At 44.0% G+C, this 18,621-nt stretch carries 19 protein-coding genes; 9 read left to right on the forward strand and 10 right to left on the reverse strand.

Going from position 1 to position 18,621, the window contains the following annotated elements; genetic code table 11:
• The first annotated feature begins 150 nt into the window (after positions 1 to 150).
• The gene (locus tag MMA19_RS16195; protein ID WP_240206677.1) at positions 151 to 1,113 is read left to right on the forward strand and encodes a response regulator; all 963 of its coding nucleotides are present in this window, start codon (positions 151 to 153) and stop codon (positions 1,111 to 1,113) included.
• On the forward strand, positions 1,110 to 2,063 hold the full coding sequence (locus MMA19_RS16200) for a sensor domain-containing diguanylate cyclase (protein ID WP_006072227.1): 954 nt from the start codon (positions 1,110 to 1,112) through the stop codon (positions 2,061 to 2,063). The genes MMA19_RS16195 and MMA19_RS16200 overlap by 4 nt, the downstream gene beginning before the upstream one ends.
• Here the strand turns inward: MMA19_RS16200 and MMA19_RS16205 are convergent.
• Both MMA19_RS16205 and MMA19_RS16210 read right to left on the reverse strand, forming a co-directional pair.
• A complete protein-coding gene (locus MMA19_RS16205) occupies positions 2,060 to 3,283 on the reverse strand; it encodes an MFS transporter (protein WP_240206678.1) in 1,224 nt (407 codons plus the stop codon). The genes MMA19_RS16200 and MMA19_RS16205 overlap by 4 nt on opposite strands.
• 90 nt (positions 3,284 to 3,373) lie before the next feature.
• A complete protein-coding gene (locus MMA19_RS16210) occupies positions 3,374 to 4,513 on the reverse strand; it encodes a fatty acid desaturase (RefSeq protein ID WP_236109716.1) in 1,140 nt (379 codons plus the stop codon).
• Between the two features lie 249 nt (positions 4,514 to 4,762).
• On the opposite strand from MMA19_RS16210, the gene MMA19_RS16215 reads away from it, so the two are divergent.
• Complete coding sequence (locus tag MMA19_RS16215; protein ID WP_240206679.1) at positions 4,763 to 6,145, forward strand: nucleobase:cation symporter-2 family protein; 1,383 nt, start codon at positions 4,763 to 4,765, stop codon at positions 6,143 to 6,145.
• Positions 6,146 to 6,229: 84 nt separating this feature from the next.
• Here MMA19_RS16215 and MMA19_RS16220 read toward each other — a convergent pair whose 3' ends face one another.
• Genes MMA19_RS16220 through ugpB form a run of 5 tightly spaced genes read right to left on the reverse strand, consistent with a single transcriptional unit; the run spans position 6,230 to position 11,239 of the window.
• Positions 6,230 to 7,042: an HAD-IIB family hydrolase gene (locus tag MMA19_RS16220; RefSeq protein WP_062461059.1), complete on the reverse strand. Its 813-nt coding sequence runs from the start codon at positions 7,040 to 7,042 to the stop codon at positions 6,230 to 6,232.
• The gene (locus tag MMA19_RS16225) at positions 7,035 to 8,141 is read right to left on the reverse strand and encodes a sn-glycerol-3-phosphate import ATP-binding protein UgpC (protein WP_240206680.1); all 1,107 of its coding nucleotides are present in this window, start codon (positions 8,139 to 8,141) and stop codon (positions 7,035 to 7,037) included. The genes MMA19_RS16220 and MMA19_RS16225 overlap by 8 nt, the downstream gene beginning before the upstream one ends.
• Positions 8,142 to 8,990, reverse strand: a complete 849-nt coding sequence (ugpE, locus tag MMA19_RS16230; protein WP_240206681.1) for a sn-glycerol-3-phosphate ABC transporter permease UgpE — start codon at positions 8,988 to 8,990, stop codon at positions 8,142 to 8,144.
• Entirely contained in the window at positions 8,990 to 9,871 is an 882-nt protein-coding gene (ugpA, locus tag MMA19_RS16235; protein ID WP_006072238.1) for a sn-glycerol-3-phosphate ABC transporter permease UgpA, read from the reverse strand. The genes ugpE and ugpA overlap by 1 nt, the downstream gene beginning before the upstream one ends.
• Before the next feature lie 60 nt (positions 9,872 to 9,931).
• Positions 9,932 to 11,239 (reverse strand): sn-glycerol-3-phosphate ABC transporter substrate-binding protein UgpB, encoded by a 1,308-nt coding sequence (gene ugpB / locus MMA19_RS16240; RefSeq protein ID WP_198557678.1) that lies wholly within the window; start codon positions 11,237 to 11,239, stop codon positions 9,932 to 9,934.
• A gap of 241 nt (positions 11,240 to 11,480) precedes the next feature.
• On the opposite strand from ugpB, the gene MMA19_RS16245 reads away from it, so the two are divergent.
• Positions 11,481 to 12,215, forward strand: a complete 735-nt coding sequence (locus tag MMA19_RS16245; RefSeq protein ID WP_240206682.1) for a glycerophosphoryl diester phosphodiesterase — start codon at positions 11,481 to 11,483, stop codon at positions 12,213 to 12,215.
• A gap of 63 nt (positions 12,216 to 12,278) precedes the next feature.
• Positions 12,279 to 13,043, forward strand: coding sequence for a DeoR/GlpR family DNA-binding transcription regulator (locus tag MMA19_RS16250; RefSeq protein WP_031493606.1), 765 nt, complete (start codon positions 12,279 to 12,281; stop codon positions 13,041 to 13,043).
• Here the strand turns inward: MMA19_RS16250 and MMA19_RS16255 are convergent.
• The gene (locus MMA19_RS16255) at positions 13,040 to 14,182 is read right to left on the reverse strand and encodes an HD domain-containing phosphohydrolase (RefSeq protein WP_240206683.1); all 1,143 of its coding nucleotides are present in this window, start codon (positions 14,180 to 14,182) and stop codon (positions 13,040 to 13,042) included. The two genes, MMA19_RS16250 and MMA19_RS16255, sit on opposite strands and share 4 nt — an antisense overlap.
• 231 nt (positions 14,183 to 14,413) lie before the next feature.
• Here MMA19_RS16255 and MMA19_RS16260 point away from each other — a divergent pair, with 231 nt between their 5' ends.
• From MMA19_RS16260 to nqrM, 4 genes are all read left to right on the forward strand, one after another.
• Positions 14,414 to 15,505 (forward strand): PfkB family carbohydrate kinase, encoded by a 1,092-nt coding sequence (locus tag MMA19_RS16260; RefSeq protein ID WP_240206684.1) that lies wholly within the window; start codon positions 14,414 to 14,416, stop codon positions 15,503 to 15,505.
• A complete protein-coding gene (locus tag MMA19_RS16265; RefSeq protein ID WP_006072250.1) occupies positions 15,499 to 16,416 on the forward strand; it encodes a pseudouridine-5'-phosphate glycosidase in 918 nt (305 codons plus the stop codon). The genes MMA19_RS16260 and MMA19_RS16265 overlap by 7 nt, the downstream gene beginning before the upstream one ends.
• 186 nt (positions 16,417 to 16,602) lie before the next feature.
• The gene (locus tag MMA19_RS16270) at positions 16,603 to 17,043 is read left to right on the forward strand and encodes a NifB/NifX family molybdenum-iron cluster-binding protein (RefSeq protein WP_006072252.1); all 441 of its coding nucleotides are present in this window, start codon (positions 16,603 to 16,605) and stop codon (positions 17,041 to 17,043) included.
• 12 nt (positions 17,044 to 17,055) lie between these two features.
• A complete protein-coding gene (gene nqrM / locus MMA19_RS16275) occupies positions 17,056 to 17,256 on the forward strand; it encodes a (Na+)-NQR maturation NqrM (RefSeq protein WP_006072254.1) in 201 nt (66 codons plus the stop codon).
• A gap of 14 nt (positions 17,257 to 17,270) precedes the next feature.
• Here nqrM and MMA19_RS16280 read toward each other — a convergent pair whose 3' ends face one another.
• Both MMA19_RS16280 and MMA19_RS16285 read right to left on the reverse strand, forming a co-directional pair.
• Entirely contained in the window at positions 17,271 to 17,543 is a 273-nt protein-coding gene (locus MMA19_RS16280; RefSeq protein WP_006072255.1) for a DUF134 domain-containing protein, read from the reverse strand.
• 3 nt (positions 17,544 to 17,546) lie between these two features.
• Positions 17,547 to 18,566 (reverse strand): AbrB family transcriptional regulator, encoded by a 1,020-nt coding sequence (locus MMA19_RS16285; protein ID WP_239941163.1) that lies wholly within the window; start codon positions 18,564 to 18,566, stop codon positions 17,547 to 17,549.
• Positions 18,567 to 18,621 lie beyond the last annotated feature (55 nt).

Raw genomic sequence — 18,621 nt, forward strand, 5'->3', positions numbered from 1 at the left:
GAAGTCAGACGATATTTCTCCCTTGTAAATAGATTAATCGCACGGCGTATTTAAAATGAAAATGTGATCTTAGTTCAAATTGGTACTGGTATCCCAGATGGAATTCTGTTTATTATAGGTTAGTCAATTATCAATAATATTAATGGATTCATGCGGATACTTATATGTGACGATTCAAAGGTAGCAAGAAGAAGTCTAGCGAGTTTTATCGCAAGCTCTTTTGATGGTGAGATCATATTTGCGGAAAATGGCCGCCAAGCACTTGAAACAATGCAGTGCGATAACATTGATATCTTATTTCTTGATTTAACAATGCCCGAAATGGATGGCTTTGAAGTACTGACAGCTCTTCAAGAATTCAGCCATCAGACCAAAGTGGTCGTAGTGTCTGGCGACATTCAAGAAATTGCCCAACAACGCTGTTTCGATCTCGGTGCTTATGCATTCATAGAGAAACCGTTAAAAGCAGAATCGGCAACTCCTCTATTTCATGATCTGCAGATCCCAATTCATCATGCGCATTCTTCAAAGCAGTCATTTAGCAAACAACAGATGTTTGAACGCTTCCAAGAAACGTCGAATATCGCTTTGGGGACGGGTGCTGCAACGATTTCAGAACAGCTTAAAGAGTTCATCCTATTACCGGTTCCAAGAGTCGGCGAACTGACGTTTAGTGAGCTCACCATGATGATTCAAGATACCCTAAATCGTGATAATAGCTGCGCGGCGGCACAGCGGTTTGTTGGTGGTGGTTTACATGGTGAGGCATTAGTTTGTATCGAGGGTGAGTCGGTTGCACAAGTGGGACGACGTTTAGGGTATGACGATGGTGAAATTTCCCACGATGAAATTGTTGTCAATTTAGTGAATGTCCTCGTTTCTTCTTTCTTAGTATCGTTATCGGAGCAACTAGGGTTAGAGTTCTCGTTACGTGAACCGTTAAGAATAGAAGATTTCAGTCCCGAAAACTCGATGCTCAATGCTAATGAAAACGTATTTACGATTGAATATACCTATGATGCAGAAGCATTAGACTTATTCTGCTCCGTATTGTTTATGTTTGATGTGGAATCCGTGGAGATTATCCATCGTCAAATGGAGCTTTTACAATGACCACTATGACACTCGAGCTTTCCGACTTTCATTGGACGATGCAGTTGCTGGATACGCTAGATGCGGGTCTTATTGTGGTAGATCGTGAATACAATGTCTGTGCATGGAATAGTTTCATGCAAAACTATAGCGGTATTAATGCAGACAGCATTATGGGCAAGTGCTTGTTTGAAAGTTATCCCAATCTTCCTGAAAAGTGGTTAAGAGCGAAACTGGAATCGACTGGAACTCTAAAAACTCGGGGCTTTTCAAACTGGGAAGATCGTCCAATTATCTTTGAATTCAAAAACTTCTCACCTGTTTCACAAGGCTTGCTCAACATGTACCAGAACATGGTGATTACGCCACTTAAGTCTCCCCAAGGAGATGTCACGCATTTTGCTATTATGCTGCAAGATGTGTCGGATATTGCTAAGAGTAAAATGCACCTCAAGCGCTCCAATGAGAAGTTGACGGAGTTAGGTCGCACAGATGGACTTACTGGACTGTTTAACCGGGCTTACTGGGAATCACAGTTTATTGAGGAATTTAATTCGGTACAGACCACGGGACGTACGTCAACGCTGGTAATGTTCGATATTGATCATTTTAAACGTGTCAATGACAACTATGGCCACGCCACTGGCGATAACGTGATCAAAGAGACAGCTCAGCAGCTGTTAAAGGCTGCGAGAGGTAGTGATGTGTGTGGTCGCTACGGCGGAGAGGAATTTGCCGTTTTACTCACCGACACGACAGCAGATCAAGCGTCGTATTTTGCAGAAAGGTTGCGTAAACGAGTAGAGGAGCTCTGTTTAGAGTTCGATGGTCAGTCACTCCAATACACCATTAGCTTAGGTATCACCGAGTGCAGCGCTGAAGATAATAATCATGTAGATTGGCTAAAGCGCGCGGATAAAGCCCTTTACCAATCCAAAGAAGCTGGTCGTAACGCCACGTCCATCCTCTAGCACTGTTTATCTTTTGACTCAAAGCGCTGCTGTTCAATAGGCAGCGTTTTGGTTTTTGGCAGTTTAACTAGTACCCAACTTGCAAGCATAGCAACAACAAGACCGCTTAACGCCAAAAAGCCCATCACGTTGGCAATCTTATCGTGATCTAACAGAACCCCCACGATGTAAGTACCAATAGAGAACCCTAAGGATACGGCGGCTGCCATAAACCCTTGCGCTGTTGCAGGTCGATAAGGGCTAATTTCGTCCGCAAGAGCGGCAATAGAAATGTCGTTCCACGCACCATTGATAATGGAGATTAATATCAGAGAGAGCGGTAAAAGTGCCATAATATTGTGGCCGAACATAAACCAGATACTGATGCCTACAATTAGGTTTACTATCACGGTGATGAACCAAAGAGAGTGGGCTCCATGAGTTGCCATCCAAGTGCCTGCGGGTGTAAGTGCGACGAGGGTGACAAGTGCTGCGATAGCCATTCCGAATGCGGAACTCGATACGTTAACGCCAAACCCTTTATCAATAATGACTGGTCCCATCTCCACCATATTTGAACCCACAAACATAGACATCAATACGCAAACGACGAATCCAAACCAAACAACTTTAGAATGGCTACGATCCGAATTCGTGTTTAATTCATGAGGTTCAGTAATAGAGACCAGGGTCTTGGGTGGATAAAGAACTGTAACGACAATCAACAACAGGTCGAAGGCAAAGAGTGTGCCCAACTGTATATTCACGGATAGCTGCAAATAGTCAAGACAAGCAATGGTTACGCCAGCCACGGCTACCCCAAGCATTTGAATTTGGAAAAGGTGTTTCAGTGCGTTTGACTGGCTTTTTGGCGAACTATTTAAGCGTAAAGCAAGCGTTGGATTGAGAATAAGCAGGAGGTTACTGCCAAGACCAATCAAACAGGCAATACCCCAGTAATGCCATTGAGTTGTAGAAACGAAAAGTAATAGCAGTAATGCGCTGGCATGACATATGAGTGCTAGTAGGTGCATAGGTTTATGAAGCATGTATTTATCGGCGATAGAACCAAGCAAAGGAGCAGTTAAGCCACTTAAACCTAAAATCAACATCACTTGACCAACGAGTAGCGCGCTGTTGGTCCGGGATAGGATGAGAGGGGCAACAATGATCGCGAGACCTATCCATTGAACAATGCCCATTGACGCTTGGCTTAGCTGCCATAAGTTGCTTTTTTTCATAGCAAAACCATGTGATAAATACGGCAGAAAGTATAAAAAAAAGCGAGCATCAATGATGCTCGCCCAGTGTCAACTTAATTGACTACCACATTAGCTGATCGCTAGCCTAGGGTTATTAACCATACTGTACCAACGACGTCTTTGTTCTTTTAACGTTAAATCTAATTGCTCTATTCGCACTCGCAATAAAGCTTGCTCATACTTTTCTTTGACATTGGATTTTGCCGACTTGATAAGTTGCGTCTTTAGTTCGTCGCATTCATTCAGTTTGCTGATCAAATGTTGCAATTCTTGTTCAATCACCGAATGAATTTGCTCTGCGTTGGGAAGTTGGAAGATTTTGCCCTTGGCCGTTTGCATGGTTTGCAACAGACGCGCTTTCTCAATGCGATAAGGTGACACGCGTTTTAGTCCCTTAGCTAGCCCAAGATAAGCGCAAGAGCGTATTAACCATTTAGTCGGATCAAACTGCCACCAACGAATGCCATTTCGATAGTCATGCTCAAAGATATGGTGGAAGTTGTGGTAACCCTCACCAAAAGTAACAAACGCTAAAATCCCGTTGTCCCGTGCTGTGTTTTTGCTGGTGTACGGCTGAGAGCCCCAAACATGAGCTAATGAGTTAATAAAAAAGGTCGTGTGATGACTGAGTACCAATCGTAGTGCACCAACAATTAGTATGAAACCGATCAGATCGCCATAAATTGCTCCCAGAGCAATTGGGATACCGAAATTGGTGAGTAGGGCAAGGGCGACATAATGTTTGTGTTGCCACATCACCACCTTGTCTTTTTGAAGATCTCGGCAGTTACGATAATCATCGTATCGTGCGGCTTGATACTCCCTAAGCATCCATCCGATATGTGAGTACCAAAAGCCTCGCTTCGCTGAGTATGGGTCTTTGTCGTTATTGTCGACGTGTTTGTGATGAACACGATGGTCTGAAGACCAGTGCAATGCGCTATTTTGAAGAGCAAAGGCACCACCAATAGCAAATAGGTATTTCAGTGAATTGTGTGCTTCGTATGCCTTGTGTGACCACAGCCTGTGATAGCCCGCTGTAATGGACATACCACAAAATACAAAGGCAATGAGTAACCAAACCCAGTGTGCAAGGGTATAACCGTGTGTCACGCCATACCATGTGGTGCCTACTGTGGCTAGGATAAAAGTGCCAAGAAAAATCGTGACGTTTAACCAAATTATCGGGGGCTTGTGAGCCGTGTTCATACAATAACTCCATTTAAGCTTACAACTGTTCGCTAGAATATCAGCGTACACGTGTAAGTCAAAGAATAAGTTGTTACAGTGTTTAACGGAAAATTGCACCAATACTAGCTATCGACGGGTGAAAGTGGTGCGATATGATGCATGTAATTTGACTAAATCTTTTAAAAACAGAAGGTTAATTAATGGTATGCATATTGCTTAATCTTTGTGGTCTTAGTTGTATACAATCAAAAATACATAGGGAATCACATGGAACAGCAACATAGCAGTGACTTAATCTACGGACTGGATGATAAACCTTCGGTCAAAGCCGCGAGTTACGCCGCACTTCAACATGTTTTGGCGAGTTTTGTCGGCATTATTACCCCGACATTAATTATTGGAGGAGTGTTAGGACTTGGTGACCATATCCCATACCTTATTAGTATGGCGTTGATGGTCTCAGGAGTAGGCACTTTTATACAAGCGAAGCGAATTGGCCCAATTGGTGCTGGCATGATTTGCGTTCAAGGGACAAGCTTTGCTTTTTTAGGCTCTGTCTTGGGGGCAGGCTTTCTTGTTAAGGCTAACGGGGGAGGACCGGATGAAATGCTCGCGACCATTTTTGGTGTGTGTTTCTTCGGTGCTTTTGTTGAAATAATCTTGTCGAGATTTATCGATAAACTTAAAGCGGTCATCACTCCTGTTGTCACGGGCATTGTGATTACGACTATTGGTATTTCGCTGATCAAAGTGGGTATTACTGACATCGCTGGTGGTTTCGGCGCCGAGGACTTTGGCTCTGCATCTAACTTAGCACTAGGCGGTGTAGTTTTGGCAACCATAGTGATTTTAAATTTGAGCCGCAATACCATGGTGAGATTATCTTCGATTCTAGTTGGGTTATTGATCGGGTGGTTAGTGGCGATGATGTTGGGAAAAGTCACCATGCCAGACTTTTCATCGCAACCATTTCTGAGTATTCCTATCCCTTTCAAGTACGGATTCGCGTTTGATTGGCAAGCTTTTCTACCGATTGCTTTTATCTATCTGATTACCGCTATTGAATCGACGGGTGACCTAACTGCCAACTGTCTGTTTTCAAAGCAGAAGATTGAAGGTAAGCAGTACATAAAACGAGTAAAAGCGGGCGTGTTGGCAGATGGCATAAATTCAATGATTGCAGCGGTGTTTAATACCTTCCCGAATACCACCTTTAGTCAAAACAATGGGGTGATTCACCTGACTGGAATTGCCAGTCGTTACATTGGATACTTCATTGCTGGCATCTTATTCTTACTTGGTCTGTTTCCAATACTTGGAGCTATCTTGATGACGATACCGAAGCCTGTGTTAGGCGGGGCAACCTTGGTAATGTTTGGTACTGTGGCTGCAGCAGGCATCAAAATCATCGCAAGCGAAACACTAGATAGACGCCGAATTATGACTATCGCTATTTCACTGGGGCTAGGGTTAGGCGTTATGCTGGTACCGGATTTGCTAAAAGAAGCCCCAAAATTGGTACAAACTATATTGGGGTCACCAGTGACAATGTCGGGCATCGCGGCGTTAGTTATTACTGGATTGCTGTCATTGGTGAAAGACAAGCCGCAAGAGACAGTGCTGAAATCTCAGTCATTACCTGAGGCGTAATACCTTTCTGCAACGAACATAATCAGGTATTTAGTCGGGATGGAAAGGCCGTCGTTAACAGACGGCCCTTTGGTTATCGTTAAATTAAGCACTGTGACGAGCTTCGACCAGTTGCTGAGCCAATTCAGCAAATCCGTATCCACCATTAGCACTAGTTATATAACTGGGTTTCGCCCGCAGCTTTGACAGCAAAGGCGTTAGGTTATTTACGCCAAATGTAATGGGTAGCCAATCAAACATCGACTCGTCATTGAGTGAATCACCGATGTAGGTCAGTGTTTCCAATGCAAATACGTTCTGGTTACCGCTTACTTTAAGGTACTGTTCACTGCTGAATCGCTTACTGTGTTCACCTAGCCAAACATTGATGTGAATGGAACTCTGAGTGGCTTTCACTTTTTGTCCGTTAACGACTAGCGAGCGAATCTCATTGAGTAGTCGTGTGCTAACATCGTCTGCGACAGGTTCGCGGTCTTGTCCGAGGTTAATAGCAACATCGCAAAATCTATAACTTTGGTCATTAGCAAACTCGATCCCAGGGTAGTGAACAAGTAACGTTTCTAGACGCTGTAACAGTATTTTCTGGTTGCTTCTCATCTCGTCCATCGGTTGTAGTGAGTGGACGTGAAATCCTTGTTGGTTTTTCATCATCCAAAATGCACCATTTTCCCCAATGACACCATGAACTGGCCACAGCTTGGCAATTTGGTCACACCACCCAGCGCAAGCGCCAGTGACAGCAACGACTTTAACCCCACTCGACCTTAGTTTATTGAGGGCGAGTAATGTCTCGGGAGGCAATGCTCCTTCCCAAGTCAATGTATCGTCCACATCGGTGAATAGCCATTCGATCTTTCTCGCTTGATGTGGCGATAACGCAGATAGCGACTTAGGCATTAATGACCTCTTGCTGAAGAGTAGTGTGATCGTTGAAATGAAGGCGCTTTGAGGTTTCACTGCTGAAAAGATGAAGATGCTGTCGATCAACATCAATACCAAGTTGGTCACCAATGGCTATTTTAGAGTGACCTTCGACACGGACGACCAGTTTTTGAGGCTCACTTCCGGATGTTATGCAATAGAGCAATAGATCAGCCCCTAATGCTTCGATGAGCTCAACTTCTACATGAAACCAAGGGTCAATGTCGTTTAGCGTCAAATGTTCAGGCCTTAGCCCTAGTTTGACTGAGCCAAGGTTAAGAGCTTTGGTATCCATTTTGAATAGCGATGAACCTAGTTCTATACCTTCAGCGGATATTTTGGCGTCGAGAATGTTCATGGATGGTGAACCAATAAAGGTTGCCACAAACAGAGATTCTGGATAGTCATAAATATCTAAAGGAGTGCCCACTTGCTCAATATTACCTTTATTGAGTACCACCAACTTATCGGCTAGTGTCATGGCTTCGACTTGGTCGTGCGTAACATATACCGATGTAGTGCCAAGGCGACGCTGTAGGCGTTTTATCTCAAGCCGCATTTGAACTCTTAGCTTGGCATCCAAGTTGGATAAGGGCTCGTCAAATAAAAAGACTTTTGGTTCGCGCACAATGGCGCGGCCCATAGCCACCCTCTGACGCTGACCTCCGGAAAGCTGCTTAGGTTTTCGGTCTAATAAACCATCGAGCTCGAGCATTTCCGCAGCTTGGCCGACAAGGCGCTGTATTTCCGCTTTTGGCGTTTTGCGATTGCGTAGTCCATAGGCCATATTGTCGTATACCGTCATATGCGGGTATAACGCATAGTTTTGGAATACCATTGCAATATCGCGTTCACCGGGTTCTAGCTCGTTCACGATGTTATCGTCGATACGCAGAGTACCTGAACTGATTTCTTCCAATCCGGCTAGCATACGTAGCAAGGTGGATTTGCCACAGCCACTTGGGCCAACAAGGACAACCATCTCACCGTCATCGATGTCGAGGTTGATATTAGGGATCGCTTGGTAACCATTTGGGTAGCATTTAGCGATATCTGAAAGAGTAAGCGTTGACATTTATTTCTCCGAATCTACCAAGCCTTTGACGAATACTTTTTGCATAGCAATAACTACGATGACTGGCGGTAACATGGCGATGATGGTGGCGGCCATAATCTTGTTCCACTCGATCACGCCGTCGACGACGCCAAGCATTTGTTTAATACCCATCACTATGGTGTAGTACTGGGCATCAGTGGTAATGAGTAATGGCCAGAGGTATTGATTCCAACCATAAATGAAAGTGATCACGAATAGCGCTGCAATATTGGTGCGTGAGAGAGGAAGCAGAATATCGAAAAAGAACTTAATCGGACCTGCGCCATCAATGCGTGCCGCTTCGACTAGCTCATTCGGCACGGTCATAAAAAACTGCCTGAATAAGAATGTTGCCGTTGCACTCGCGATGAGAGGAATGGTTAATCCCGAAAACGAGTTAAGCATGTTCAAATTAGTGATGACTTCGAACGTCGGCATGATTCTCACTTCGACCGGTAACATTAATGTGAAAAAGATCATCCAAAACGCAATCATTCGTCCAGGAAAGCGGAAAAAGACCACAGCATAAGCCGATGTTATTGAAATAGTCAGTTTTCCTATGGTGATACACAGCGCCATGATAAGAGAGTTGGTCAGCATGTGTGTGATTGGAAGCGCGTTGTTATTAAATGTACTTTCATTGCTCAGCAGGTCTGAGAACACACTAAATCCCAGATCGCCAAACCATAACGGTGTGCCTGTTGCAAACTCTGTGTTCTCATGTGTCGTCGCTACCAAAGCGATCCACACCGGTAAAGCAATAGAAACAATGCCTAGTACAAGAATAATGTGACAAAACACATTGAAAAGAGGTCTTCTTTCTACCATTAGTACGCTACCTTTTTCTCAACGTATTTGAATTGAATAACGGTCAGCATTGCTACCAAAACCATAAGAATTACCGACTGTGCTGCTGATGAACCAAGATCGAGTCCGATAAAGCCATCGTTATACACTTTGTATACCAGCGTCGATGTACTGTTACTTGGACCGCCTTGTGTCATTGCATGAATAATGGCGAAGGTGTCGAAGAAAGCGTAAACAAAGTTAACCACGAGTAAGAAGAAGCTGGTTGGGGAAATAAGCGGAAAGCTAATCGTTAGAAAGCGTTTCACCGGACCACTACCATCAATTGCAGCAGCTTCGTGCAACGATTTAGGAACCGATTGCAAGGCAGCTAAGAAGAAGAGGAAGTTGTAACTGATCTGTTTCCAGGTTGAAGTTATTACTACCATCCACATGGCATGACTTCCGTTTAATGTTGGATTCCAATTAACCCCAAACCAATTCAAAATATCGGTAACAACCCCAATGGTTGGGTCAAACAAAAATAGCCATAGAGATCCTGCAACAACGGGTGCTACCGCGTATGGCCAGATGAGAAATGTGCGATATACCGTGGCACCTCTAACGATATGCTCAGCAAAAGCAGAGAGAATGAGCGCACTGACTAATGCCAGCAGTGCAACGCTGATACTAAATTGGATCGTAGTGAAAAAGGAATCAAGGTAATAGCTATCGTTGAGAAGCTTAGTAAAGTTCTCTAGACCAACAAACTCACGGCTGATGCCAAACGCATCCTCCAACTGAGAAGACTGAAATACAGCCTGACCTGCGGGCCAAATAAAGAAGACAAGGGTAATAATTAGCTGAGGTGCAATTAACGCATAGGGCAGCCATTTATTTTTAAAAACAACTTGTGATGACATACGGTGTACCAAAGAGCCGTCACTCTCAATTAGAAAATGACGGCGAAAAGACAAAGACAATTATTTTTGTGTGCGTTCAAAGCGGCGCAACTGCTCGTCACCACGACGAACGGCATTGTTAAGTGCAGACTTAGCGGACGCTTTACCTGCCCACACGGCTTCTAACTCTTCATTAATGATGTCGCGGGTTTGTAGGAAGTTACCAAAGCGAATGCCTTTTGAGTTCGCTGTTGGTGTTGTTGATGTCATTTGCAATACCGCAGTATCCGTTCCTGGATTCGCTTGGTAGAAGCCTTGTTGTTTAGTCAGCTCGTAGGCTTGTTTGGTGATAGGTAGGTAGCCAGTGAACTGGTGCCAATCTGCTTGAACTTCAGGGCTCGACAAATACGTGAAGAACTTAGCTACACCTTTGTATTCTTCTGACGTATGGCCTCTAAGTACCCAAAGTGATGCACCGCCAATGATGGTATTTTGTGGCTTTGCAATTAGGTCATCATCGTACGGAAGCTGCGCAACGCCTACATCAATGCCCTTCATGTTCTCTTTAATCCCCGCTAGACCAGCAGAAGAGCCCATAGTCATCGCACACTCTTGTGTGTAAAAAAGAGGCATGCCATCTGATTGACGGCCGCCATATTTGAAGATGCCTTCTTTTGACCAATCGCCCATTTGTTGGATGTGTTTTACATAAGGCGCGTCATTGAATTTAAACTCAGTATCAAAACCACCGAAGCCATTATTCTCAGTCGCCACAGGAATGTTGTTACGTGCACCGAAGTTCTCTATTTGAGTCCAAGATTGCCATGTGGTTGTGAAGCCACATTTCGCTCCTGACGCTAACAGCTTACGCGAGACTGCTTCCATTTCCTTCCAGGTTTTTGGTGCCTCTTTGATACCTGCTTTTTTAAACATGTCTTTGTTGTAGTACATCACAGGTGTTGAGCTGTTAAACGGCATAGACAGCATCTGTCCATCGTTCGTAGTGTAATAGCCCGTTACCGCGGCAAGGTAGTTATCTGCGTTAAATGGTTCTTTAGTATCAGCCATTAGCTCATAAACAGGGTAGATAGCTTGCTTAGCACCCATCATGGTTGCGGTACCTACTTCGAATACCTGTACGATTGCTGGTTGCTCTTTTGCTCTGAAAGCAGCAATGGCACTGGTCATGGTTTCTGCGTAGCTACCTTTGTACACTGGCTTAATCTCGTATTCGGATTGGCTAGCGTTAAAGTCGGCGGCAATTTCATTGACCTTTTGACCTAAAGCGCCACCCATGGCGTGCCACCATTCAACCTCGGTTTTCGCGTGTGCTTGAACACTGATAACTGCCATTGTTGCCGCAATTGCCGTGAGGTGCTTAATAGACATATCTTTTCCCTTATGATTTTAAGTATCTGTTCAACAAGACAAGAGCAAATGTTCGCTTGTGTTGTTTTATCTGCTCCATTTGTTCAAGTGAAAGTTAAACGACGAAAATGACGCTTAGGTGACAGTTAAATGAACTTATTTGAAAGGTTTTGTTTTCATCAAAGATGGTTTTAACTGCAATACGCTTGTCATAAAAGGCTGGGATGCTGCATGTGAAAATAAATGAACATATGAGGTAAACATGAAAACAACAGCGCATCGCGGTGTATCGAGTCTGGCACCAGAAAACACATTAGTAGCATTTCAACTTGCTGCTCAACAGGGTGTCGAGTGGATTGAAATTGATGTTCAATTGAGTGCTGACAAAGTGCCTGTGGTTATTCATGACCAAACGGTAAACCGCTGTACTGACGGCAGTGGCAAGGTAGCTGATCTGTCACTGAAAAAGCTGCAAGAGTTGGACGCGGGGTTATGGTTCGGAGAACAATATAGAAATGAACGTATTCCTTCCTTGTCAGAGACATTGTGTTTTGTACAGCAACATAACATTAGCTTAAATATCGAGTTAAAGGTCTACTCAGGTGATGATATTGAATTGCTATGTCAACAGATAGCTGCAGTCGTAGCGGAGGTTGGCGTTTCCGATGAGCAATTGTTGTTTTCTAGCTTTAATACCCAAGCACTTATGGAAATGAAAGCTAAAATACCTAGTATTCGCCGTGGACAGTTGTGGCAATCAATCCCAGAGAATGCTTTAAGTGTATTAAATGAACTAGAGGCGTTTAGTGTGCATTGTGATTATCGTTTTTTGACGGAAAAGCTCGCCAAACATGTAAAAACTGCCGGATACCAATTGTATTGTTACACCCCTAATTTCCCTGAATTGGTGGAAGCGCACTGGAAATGGGGGGTTGATATGATGATCACTGACGAACCTCATTCTTATTTGATGCAAGCTGAAACGGTTTTCTCGTAGTGGTAGCTAACACTCAGTTGTTAAAATCGAATAACACATATTGAAAAAGTAGAACCAAAAACAATGCATAATTTAAGCCTGCGGCAGCAAAACGTTATCGAACTTATTCAGCATCAGGAATATTGCACAATTGAAGAGCTTTCGGCTCACTTTAATGTCACGACACAAACCATTCGGCGTGATATCAACGAACTTTGTGCGTTAGGTCTGGCAAGACGTCATCACGGTGGCGTCAGTTTACCCACAACATTAACGAATCGAAGCTTTGCCTCTCGCAGCGCAACGAATTTGAGTGAAAAACAGATTATTGCAAAACAAGTGGTTGAGTTAATACCGGACGGCTGTACTTTGTTTCTTGGCATTGGCACCACCATAGCCGCCATCGCGGAAAAGTTAGGTAATCAGAAAGAGCTAAGAGTTGTGACCAATAACTTCCAGGCTGCTCATATATTGTCTCAGTACGACCATATAGAGACTTGGATACCAGGCGGTCGACTGAGAACCAACGATGGTGATGTTGTGGGTGACAGTATCGGTCATTTCTTTGGCCAATTTTCCGCGGATATCGGGATAGTGAGTTGTGCGTCGGTGAGTCTCGCATCCAGTGTCTCATTGAGCGCCGACATTTCACCACTAGAGTTAAAACAAGAAGAGTACGCCATGGAACATCAGCTTCGTGAAGCCTCTGTCAGCCAAGCGATTATTGCCGGCTCGCAGCAAAAATGGCTAGTGGCTAACAGTACTAAATGGCAACGGAAGGCCGGAGCCCGCGTTGCGCCACTTAGCTATTTTGACCGTATATTCGGTTCGGCTTCAGGAGTAAGTTAAGCCACTTGACCTGATGTCAAAGGCTCTGGCGGAAATCGCTCATAGATAGCTCTAAACTTATCGATGTTATCCATTAACATTTGCACAATGATAGGGTCAAACAAGCTTCCTGCTTCTTGGCGAATATAGTTTTGAGTATCGTCCATTGTCCAAGCGTGCTTATAGCTACGCTTGCTCAATAAGGCGTCAAACACGTCTGCGATAGTGATGATGCGAGCTTCGAGTGGAATGTCATTCCCCATAATTTTGCAAGGATAACCATTGCCATCGAATCGTTCGTGGTGGCAGTAAATAATATTCTTAAGAAATGCGACCTCCGCGCTGGAGGCGGTCATGACATCAATGTTGTTCAACACTTCATCAATAATATCGACACCATAATCGACGTGTTTATCCATGATGGCTTTTTCTTCAGGGGTGTAACGATGAGGGCTAAACAAAATATGGTCAGGAATACGATATTTGCCGATATCATGAAAAGGGGAATAGAGCTCAATCCATTGAATAAAACGGTGATCGACAGGTAACTTTACTGCTAATAATTCGGCCAGCAGCTTGCTGTAAAGGCTCATACGTTGCAGATGGTCCGCAGTTTCGGGGTCGCGTTTATGACTAATGCGAAGTGCCAATTGCAACGCCTGCAAAAACATTTGATGTTTGTACCTATCATGACAAAGTAAGCTTGTGATCACCTCTTTTACAAACAATAAGTCCGCATGCAGCTCGCCGTCGCTAAAATAGTCGGCTTTAGTAGCATTAAAGAAAAGCACCGCCCCATGGCGCTCATCTATTTTTAATCCCATCGTGAAGCTACTTCGGTGTCCTAGTTTCCTTAGCCGCTCATTTCTCGTGTTTGGGCTAAGCTCGTTGAGGTCTGCAACTACTCGAATTTCTTGATTATCTATGATTTCTGTCAGTGGTTGGCAATGCTCTGCATGGATTGAAATGACATCGAAGTAATCGCTGGTGTCTTGATGGTCAATGACATGGAAGTTTTCGAGATGGTCGTGACTGGTAACGGACACACACAATCTCGACAGAAAAGGGTGTTTTTTTCTGAGGCTTTTGAAGAGCTCATCAATGCCGTTTCGACAACTTAACGCTCGGTTGGTGCTGGCAATACAATCAATATAATCCATACGTTTCTTATCATTAGCTTTTATATGGTTATTGTAATATTAGCCACTACTAGGAGACTTCTTCAAGTGAGGGATTTCACGATTGAAAGTGTAAAGGAGTGAATATGCGCCTAGTGGCAATGATCTGTGATCACGTTATCAAGTTGAATCTTTGAGCGTGGAAAACGTTTGCTTCGAGTAATTTGACAAATTATTATCCAAACAAAAGTTTGAACAGCCGGACAAGTGTTTATGACTGAGCGTGAGCAGCAGATTTTAGAGTTAATCAAACAAGACCCAATGATAGCCCAGCATACTCTTGCGGATATGTTGGATTTAAGTCGAAGTGCCGTTGCAGGCCACATAATGAACCTGACTAAAAAAGGCTTCATTGAGGGCAAAGGTTATGTCATTGCTCCAGAACGATTCAGCGCTGTCATAGGCGGTGCCAATATGGATCTTTGTGGCCGTTCAAGTTCTGATTTGGTGATGGGGGATTCTAACCCTGGTGTACTAACTTCAGGAGCTGGAGGTGTTGCACGTAACATTGCTGATAACTTGTCTCGACTAGGCAGTAAGGTGCAGTTTGTTGGTGCAATCGGTGATGATCTTTGGGGCGAGCAGCTGTTAGATTCTTGCCGAAACGCAGGCGTTGGTGTTGACCATTGTTTAACCGTTCCAGGTAAAGCGACCAGCACTTATTTGTCGATTCACGACCAGAGCGGTGAGCTTCAGCTTGCACTAAACGATATGGCGTTAATTGATGAGCTTAATGTTGAGCAACTTTCTAAACGCGCTGCAGTATTTAATCGCTCATCTGCCATTGTGCTCGACGCAAACTTAAGTGAGTCGGCACTGGATTATTTATTCCACGCACATGCGGATAAAGCAATTTTCGTTGATCCTGTGTCATCAGTTAAAGCAGGAAAAATAAAGCCTTATTTGGAATATGTGCATACCTTAAAACCAAACCTTTCTGAAGCCGAACTTTTGGCGGATTGTAAGATTGAGCATCCGGATCAGTTGCCAGACGTTGCTAACAAATTGCACGCATTGGGTGTTAAGCGTCTGCTAATCAGCCTTGGTAAAGAGGGCGCCTATTCGAGTGTTGAGGGTCAAGGTGAGCTTATTCCGGCTTCGAAAACACTAGTAAACAATGTCACCGGAGCGGGTGATGCGCTGATGGCGGGTCTTGCTCATGGTTATCTACAAAACTGGGATTGGCAGCAGAGCGTGGAGTTTGCACTTGGTGCAGCCCGACTAGCACTTCAATCCAGTTCAACAATTAATTCAATTATGTCTGAAAAGGCAGTCTCTCGTTTAATAGAGGAATCAACATGTTAGAGAAGTATCTAGATATTCAACCTGAAGTTGCGCAAGCATTGGCTGAAAACAAACCTGTCGTGGCACTGGAATCAACGATCATTTCTCACGGTATGCCTTATCCACGCAATGTAGAGACCGCGCTTTTAGTTGAAGAAACAATCCGTGAATCAGGCGCTATTCCAGCGACTATTGCTATCATAAAAGGCCGCCTAAAAGTTGGTTTAGATAAAGAACAGATCGAATATTTAGGTAAAGCCGGTACTAGCGTGACCAAAGTCAGCCGCCGTGACATTCCTTTTATGGTGGCAGGCGAAAAAGACGGTGCGACAACAGTAGCAGCGACAATGATTTTGGCAGAAATGGCAGGGATTCGTGTATTTGCTACAGGTGGCATCGGTGGTGTTCATCGTGGTGCTCAAGAAACATTTGATATCTCTGCTGACCTTCAAGAGCTTGCAAATACAGATGTTGCTGTAGTGTGTGCAGGCGCGAAGTCAATTCTAGACTTAGCACTTACTCGTGAATACTTGGAAACGCAAGGTGTACCTGTTATTGGTTATCAAACCGATAGTCTGCCAGCGTTCTATACCCGTGAAAGTGAGCATGGCATCGACTACCGCCTAGACTCAGCACAAGAGATCGCAATTGCGCTGAAAGCGAAGTGGGAGATGCAACTTGCTGGTGGTGCAGTGATTGCCAACCCAATTCCTGTAGAATACGCGATGCCAGTGGAAACTATCAACTCTGCGATCGAGCAAGCGTTGGCAGAAGCAGATGAGCAAGGTATCGCTGGTAAAGAATCGACACCATTCTTGTTAGCTCGAGTTTGTGAACTAACAGGTGGGAACAGCCTTGATTCAAACATTCAGTTGGTCTTAAACAATGCTCGTCTTGGTGCCGCTATTGCTAAGTCGTATTGTGAAGCTTAATAGTTTCTAGCTTCGTCTCTATATTCAAGCCCCGCCCTAGTTAGGCTCATTTGCTAGGGTGGGGCTTTTTGATCTTGGGAAAACGCTGTTTCTCATTTTACAGATGTTAATATTGCAAATTTAGTTATTGGCATATGCTAATTATAGGAGTAATTTAAGCACCATTGTTCAAATGGAGGAACTCTTATGATCGTTGCTATCCCATTCAATAATGATTCTATATCGTCTCATTTCGCCAAAGCACCTCAAATTTTGTTGGTTGATACTTCGAAAAATAGTCAGCATAGGTTGACCTTACCTGACGCTTCTCAAGGTGGCTGCGGGAACAAAAAACACTGGCTCGACATCATCAAACAATATGACGTAGAGACCGTCGTGGTTCGAAATATAGGCAAAAAAATGCTTGGAGCTTTGTTCAATTCGGGCGTCAATGTCAGGTCTGCACCTGTTAGAACACATATTGACGATATCGACTTTGATACCCTAAATAAGGTGGAATCACTTGATTATGGCCGGGTGAATAAGCCAAAACACAATACTTGTTGTTCTGGCCACGAACCGAAACGAAATAAACTCGCACCTAGTACGGTCCATCATATTAGAATGAATCTCAAATCGATTAAGTGACGGGGTAACATTATGGAAGTACTGTTCGCTATTATTGCGTTTTTGGCGGCAATTGCGTTAATGGCTATTGGTGTGATGTTTAAGCGAAAAGCCATTCAAGGTAGTTGTGGTGGGCTTGCGAGTGCTGGCATCGATGGCGAATGTGACTGCAAAGATAAGTGTGCGACAACTCATAAGACCTTGTATCAAATACAAGAGCCTAGAAAGCACTAATCTTTAACGGGTTCTTATTCGATAACGAGTGCTTGACCGTTAATTAGGCAAGTCGCGACTTTCAAACGAGCAGACTTTACTATGTTGGCAAAAGTCTGCCTCGATACTTGCATCTCTTTCGCTGCATCAATCTGGTTCATACCATTGAGATCTGCCAGCCTTAATGCCTCTAATTCATCGGGTAACAATGCCATCTTATCGAGCTCAGAAAGTGGTACACCATTAGGTTTGAAACATTCAAAGGGAGCACGGCCGCAGATACGACGCTGTTTTTTAGGCCTAGCCATTGTTTACATCCTACTTAGTCTTTGCAGTGGCGATTTTAATACCACAGGCATCATATACAACATCATTAATCGCATCACATGATTTATCGCAACAAATGCGGGTTCCAAACCCAATAATAGAGCTACTGCGGTCATCGCTTCAACGCTACCAGGTACCCAAGCAAGCAATAACACTTCCCAATCTGTGCTGGTCAAGTAACTAAATATCAGGGCGTAGACTACGGTTACGGTGACGCCCAGCGCAGTTACAATAAATCCAGCTCTAGAATATTCAACGGCGTCTTTTAATGATGTAGGAGCCAAACGGGTGCCAATTAGCACGCCTAGAATTGCTGTTGCAAACATAATAAATAGCTCAGGTACTACCAAATGAAGTGACGAAAATTGAGCGTTAAACATCGCAGCAACAATCAGACTGGTTAACAGGTAAGGGGCTGGGATACCGATCTTTCCAACGATCTTACCAAACACAAAACTCAGCACAGTAAGCAGAATAAGATAAGGGATTTGTGCTAATGAAACCGTTTGGCTGAGCTGAGACGTTCCTTCCCCGGTTGTTGCAACAATTCCCGCCAAGACAACTAGCAGAAGTAAGCGGATTGAATGCGAAAAGATGATTTTGGGAGATGGTTTTTCTTGTTCTTCACTGATTACCAGAATTGCTGCCATTGCGCCGGGAATAGCGCCAAGTAAGGACTCAAAAGGCGTCCATTTTTCTTGCTTATAGAGCCAGAAAAAATTCACGGTGGTTTGTGACAACATGCATAGAATCAAGCCCATAAATAAAGGCAGTGAAAAAGAGTCAATAAGTTCACTTGTATGCACAGTGATACCAATACTCAGGCCAAGAATAATCTGAATCGTAGTGAGGATCGCACTGGGTAATCTTACGTCTGTTTTGGTTAAGCGCAGATACATTACAACAAAGAGAGCCGCGGAAAATAGCTCACCGAGCGGTATCGGTAACACACCGCCAAGAAGTGACCCGATAAGTCCTACCAAGATGGTTCTTAATACTTCCATGTACAACATACCAGATAAATGAATTCACACGATTGTAAGCGATTTCAGGAATTCA

This window comes from Vibrio sp. CyArs1 (assembly GCF_022432925.1).
GTDB lineage: Bacteria > Pseudomonadota > Gammaproteobacteria > Enterobacterales > Vibrionaceae > Vibrio > Vibrio mediterranei.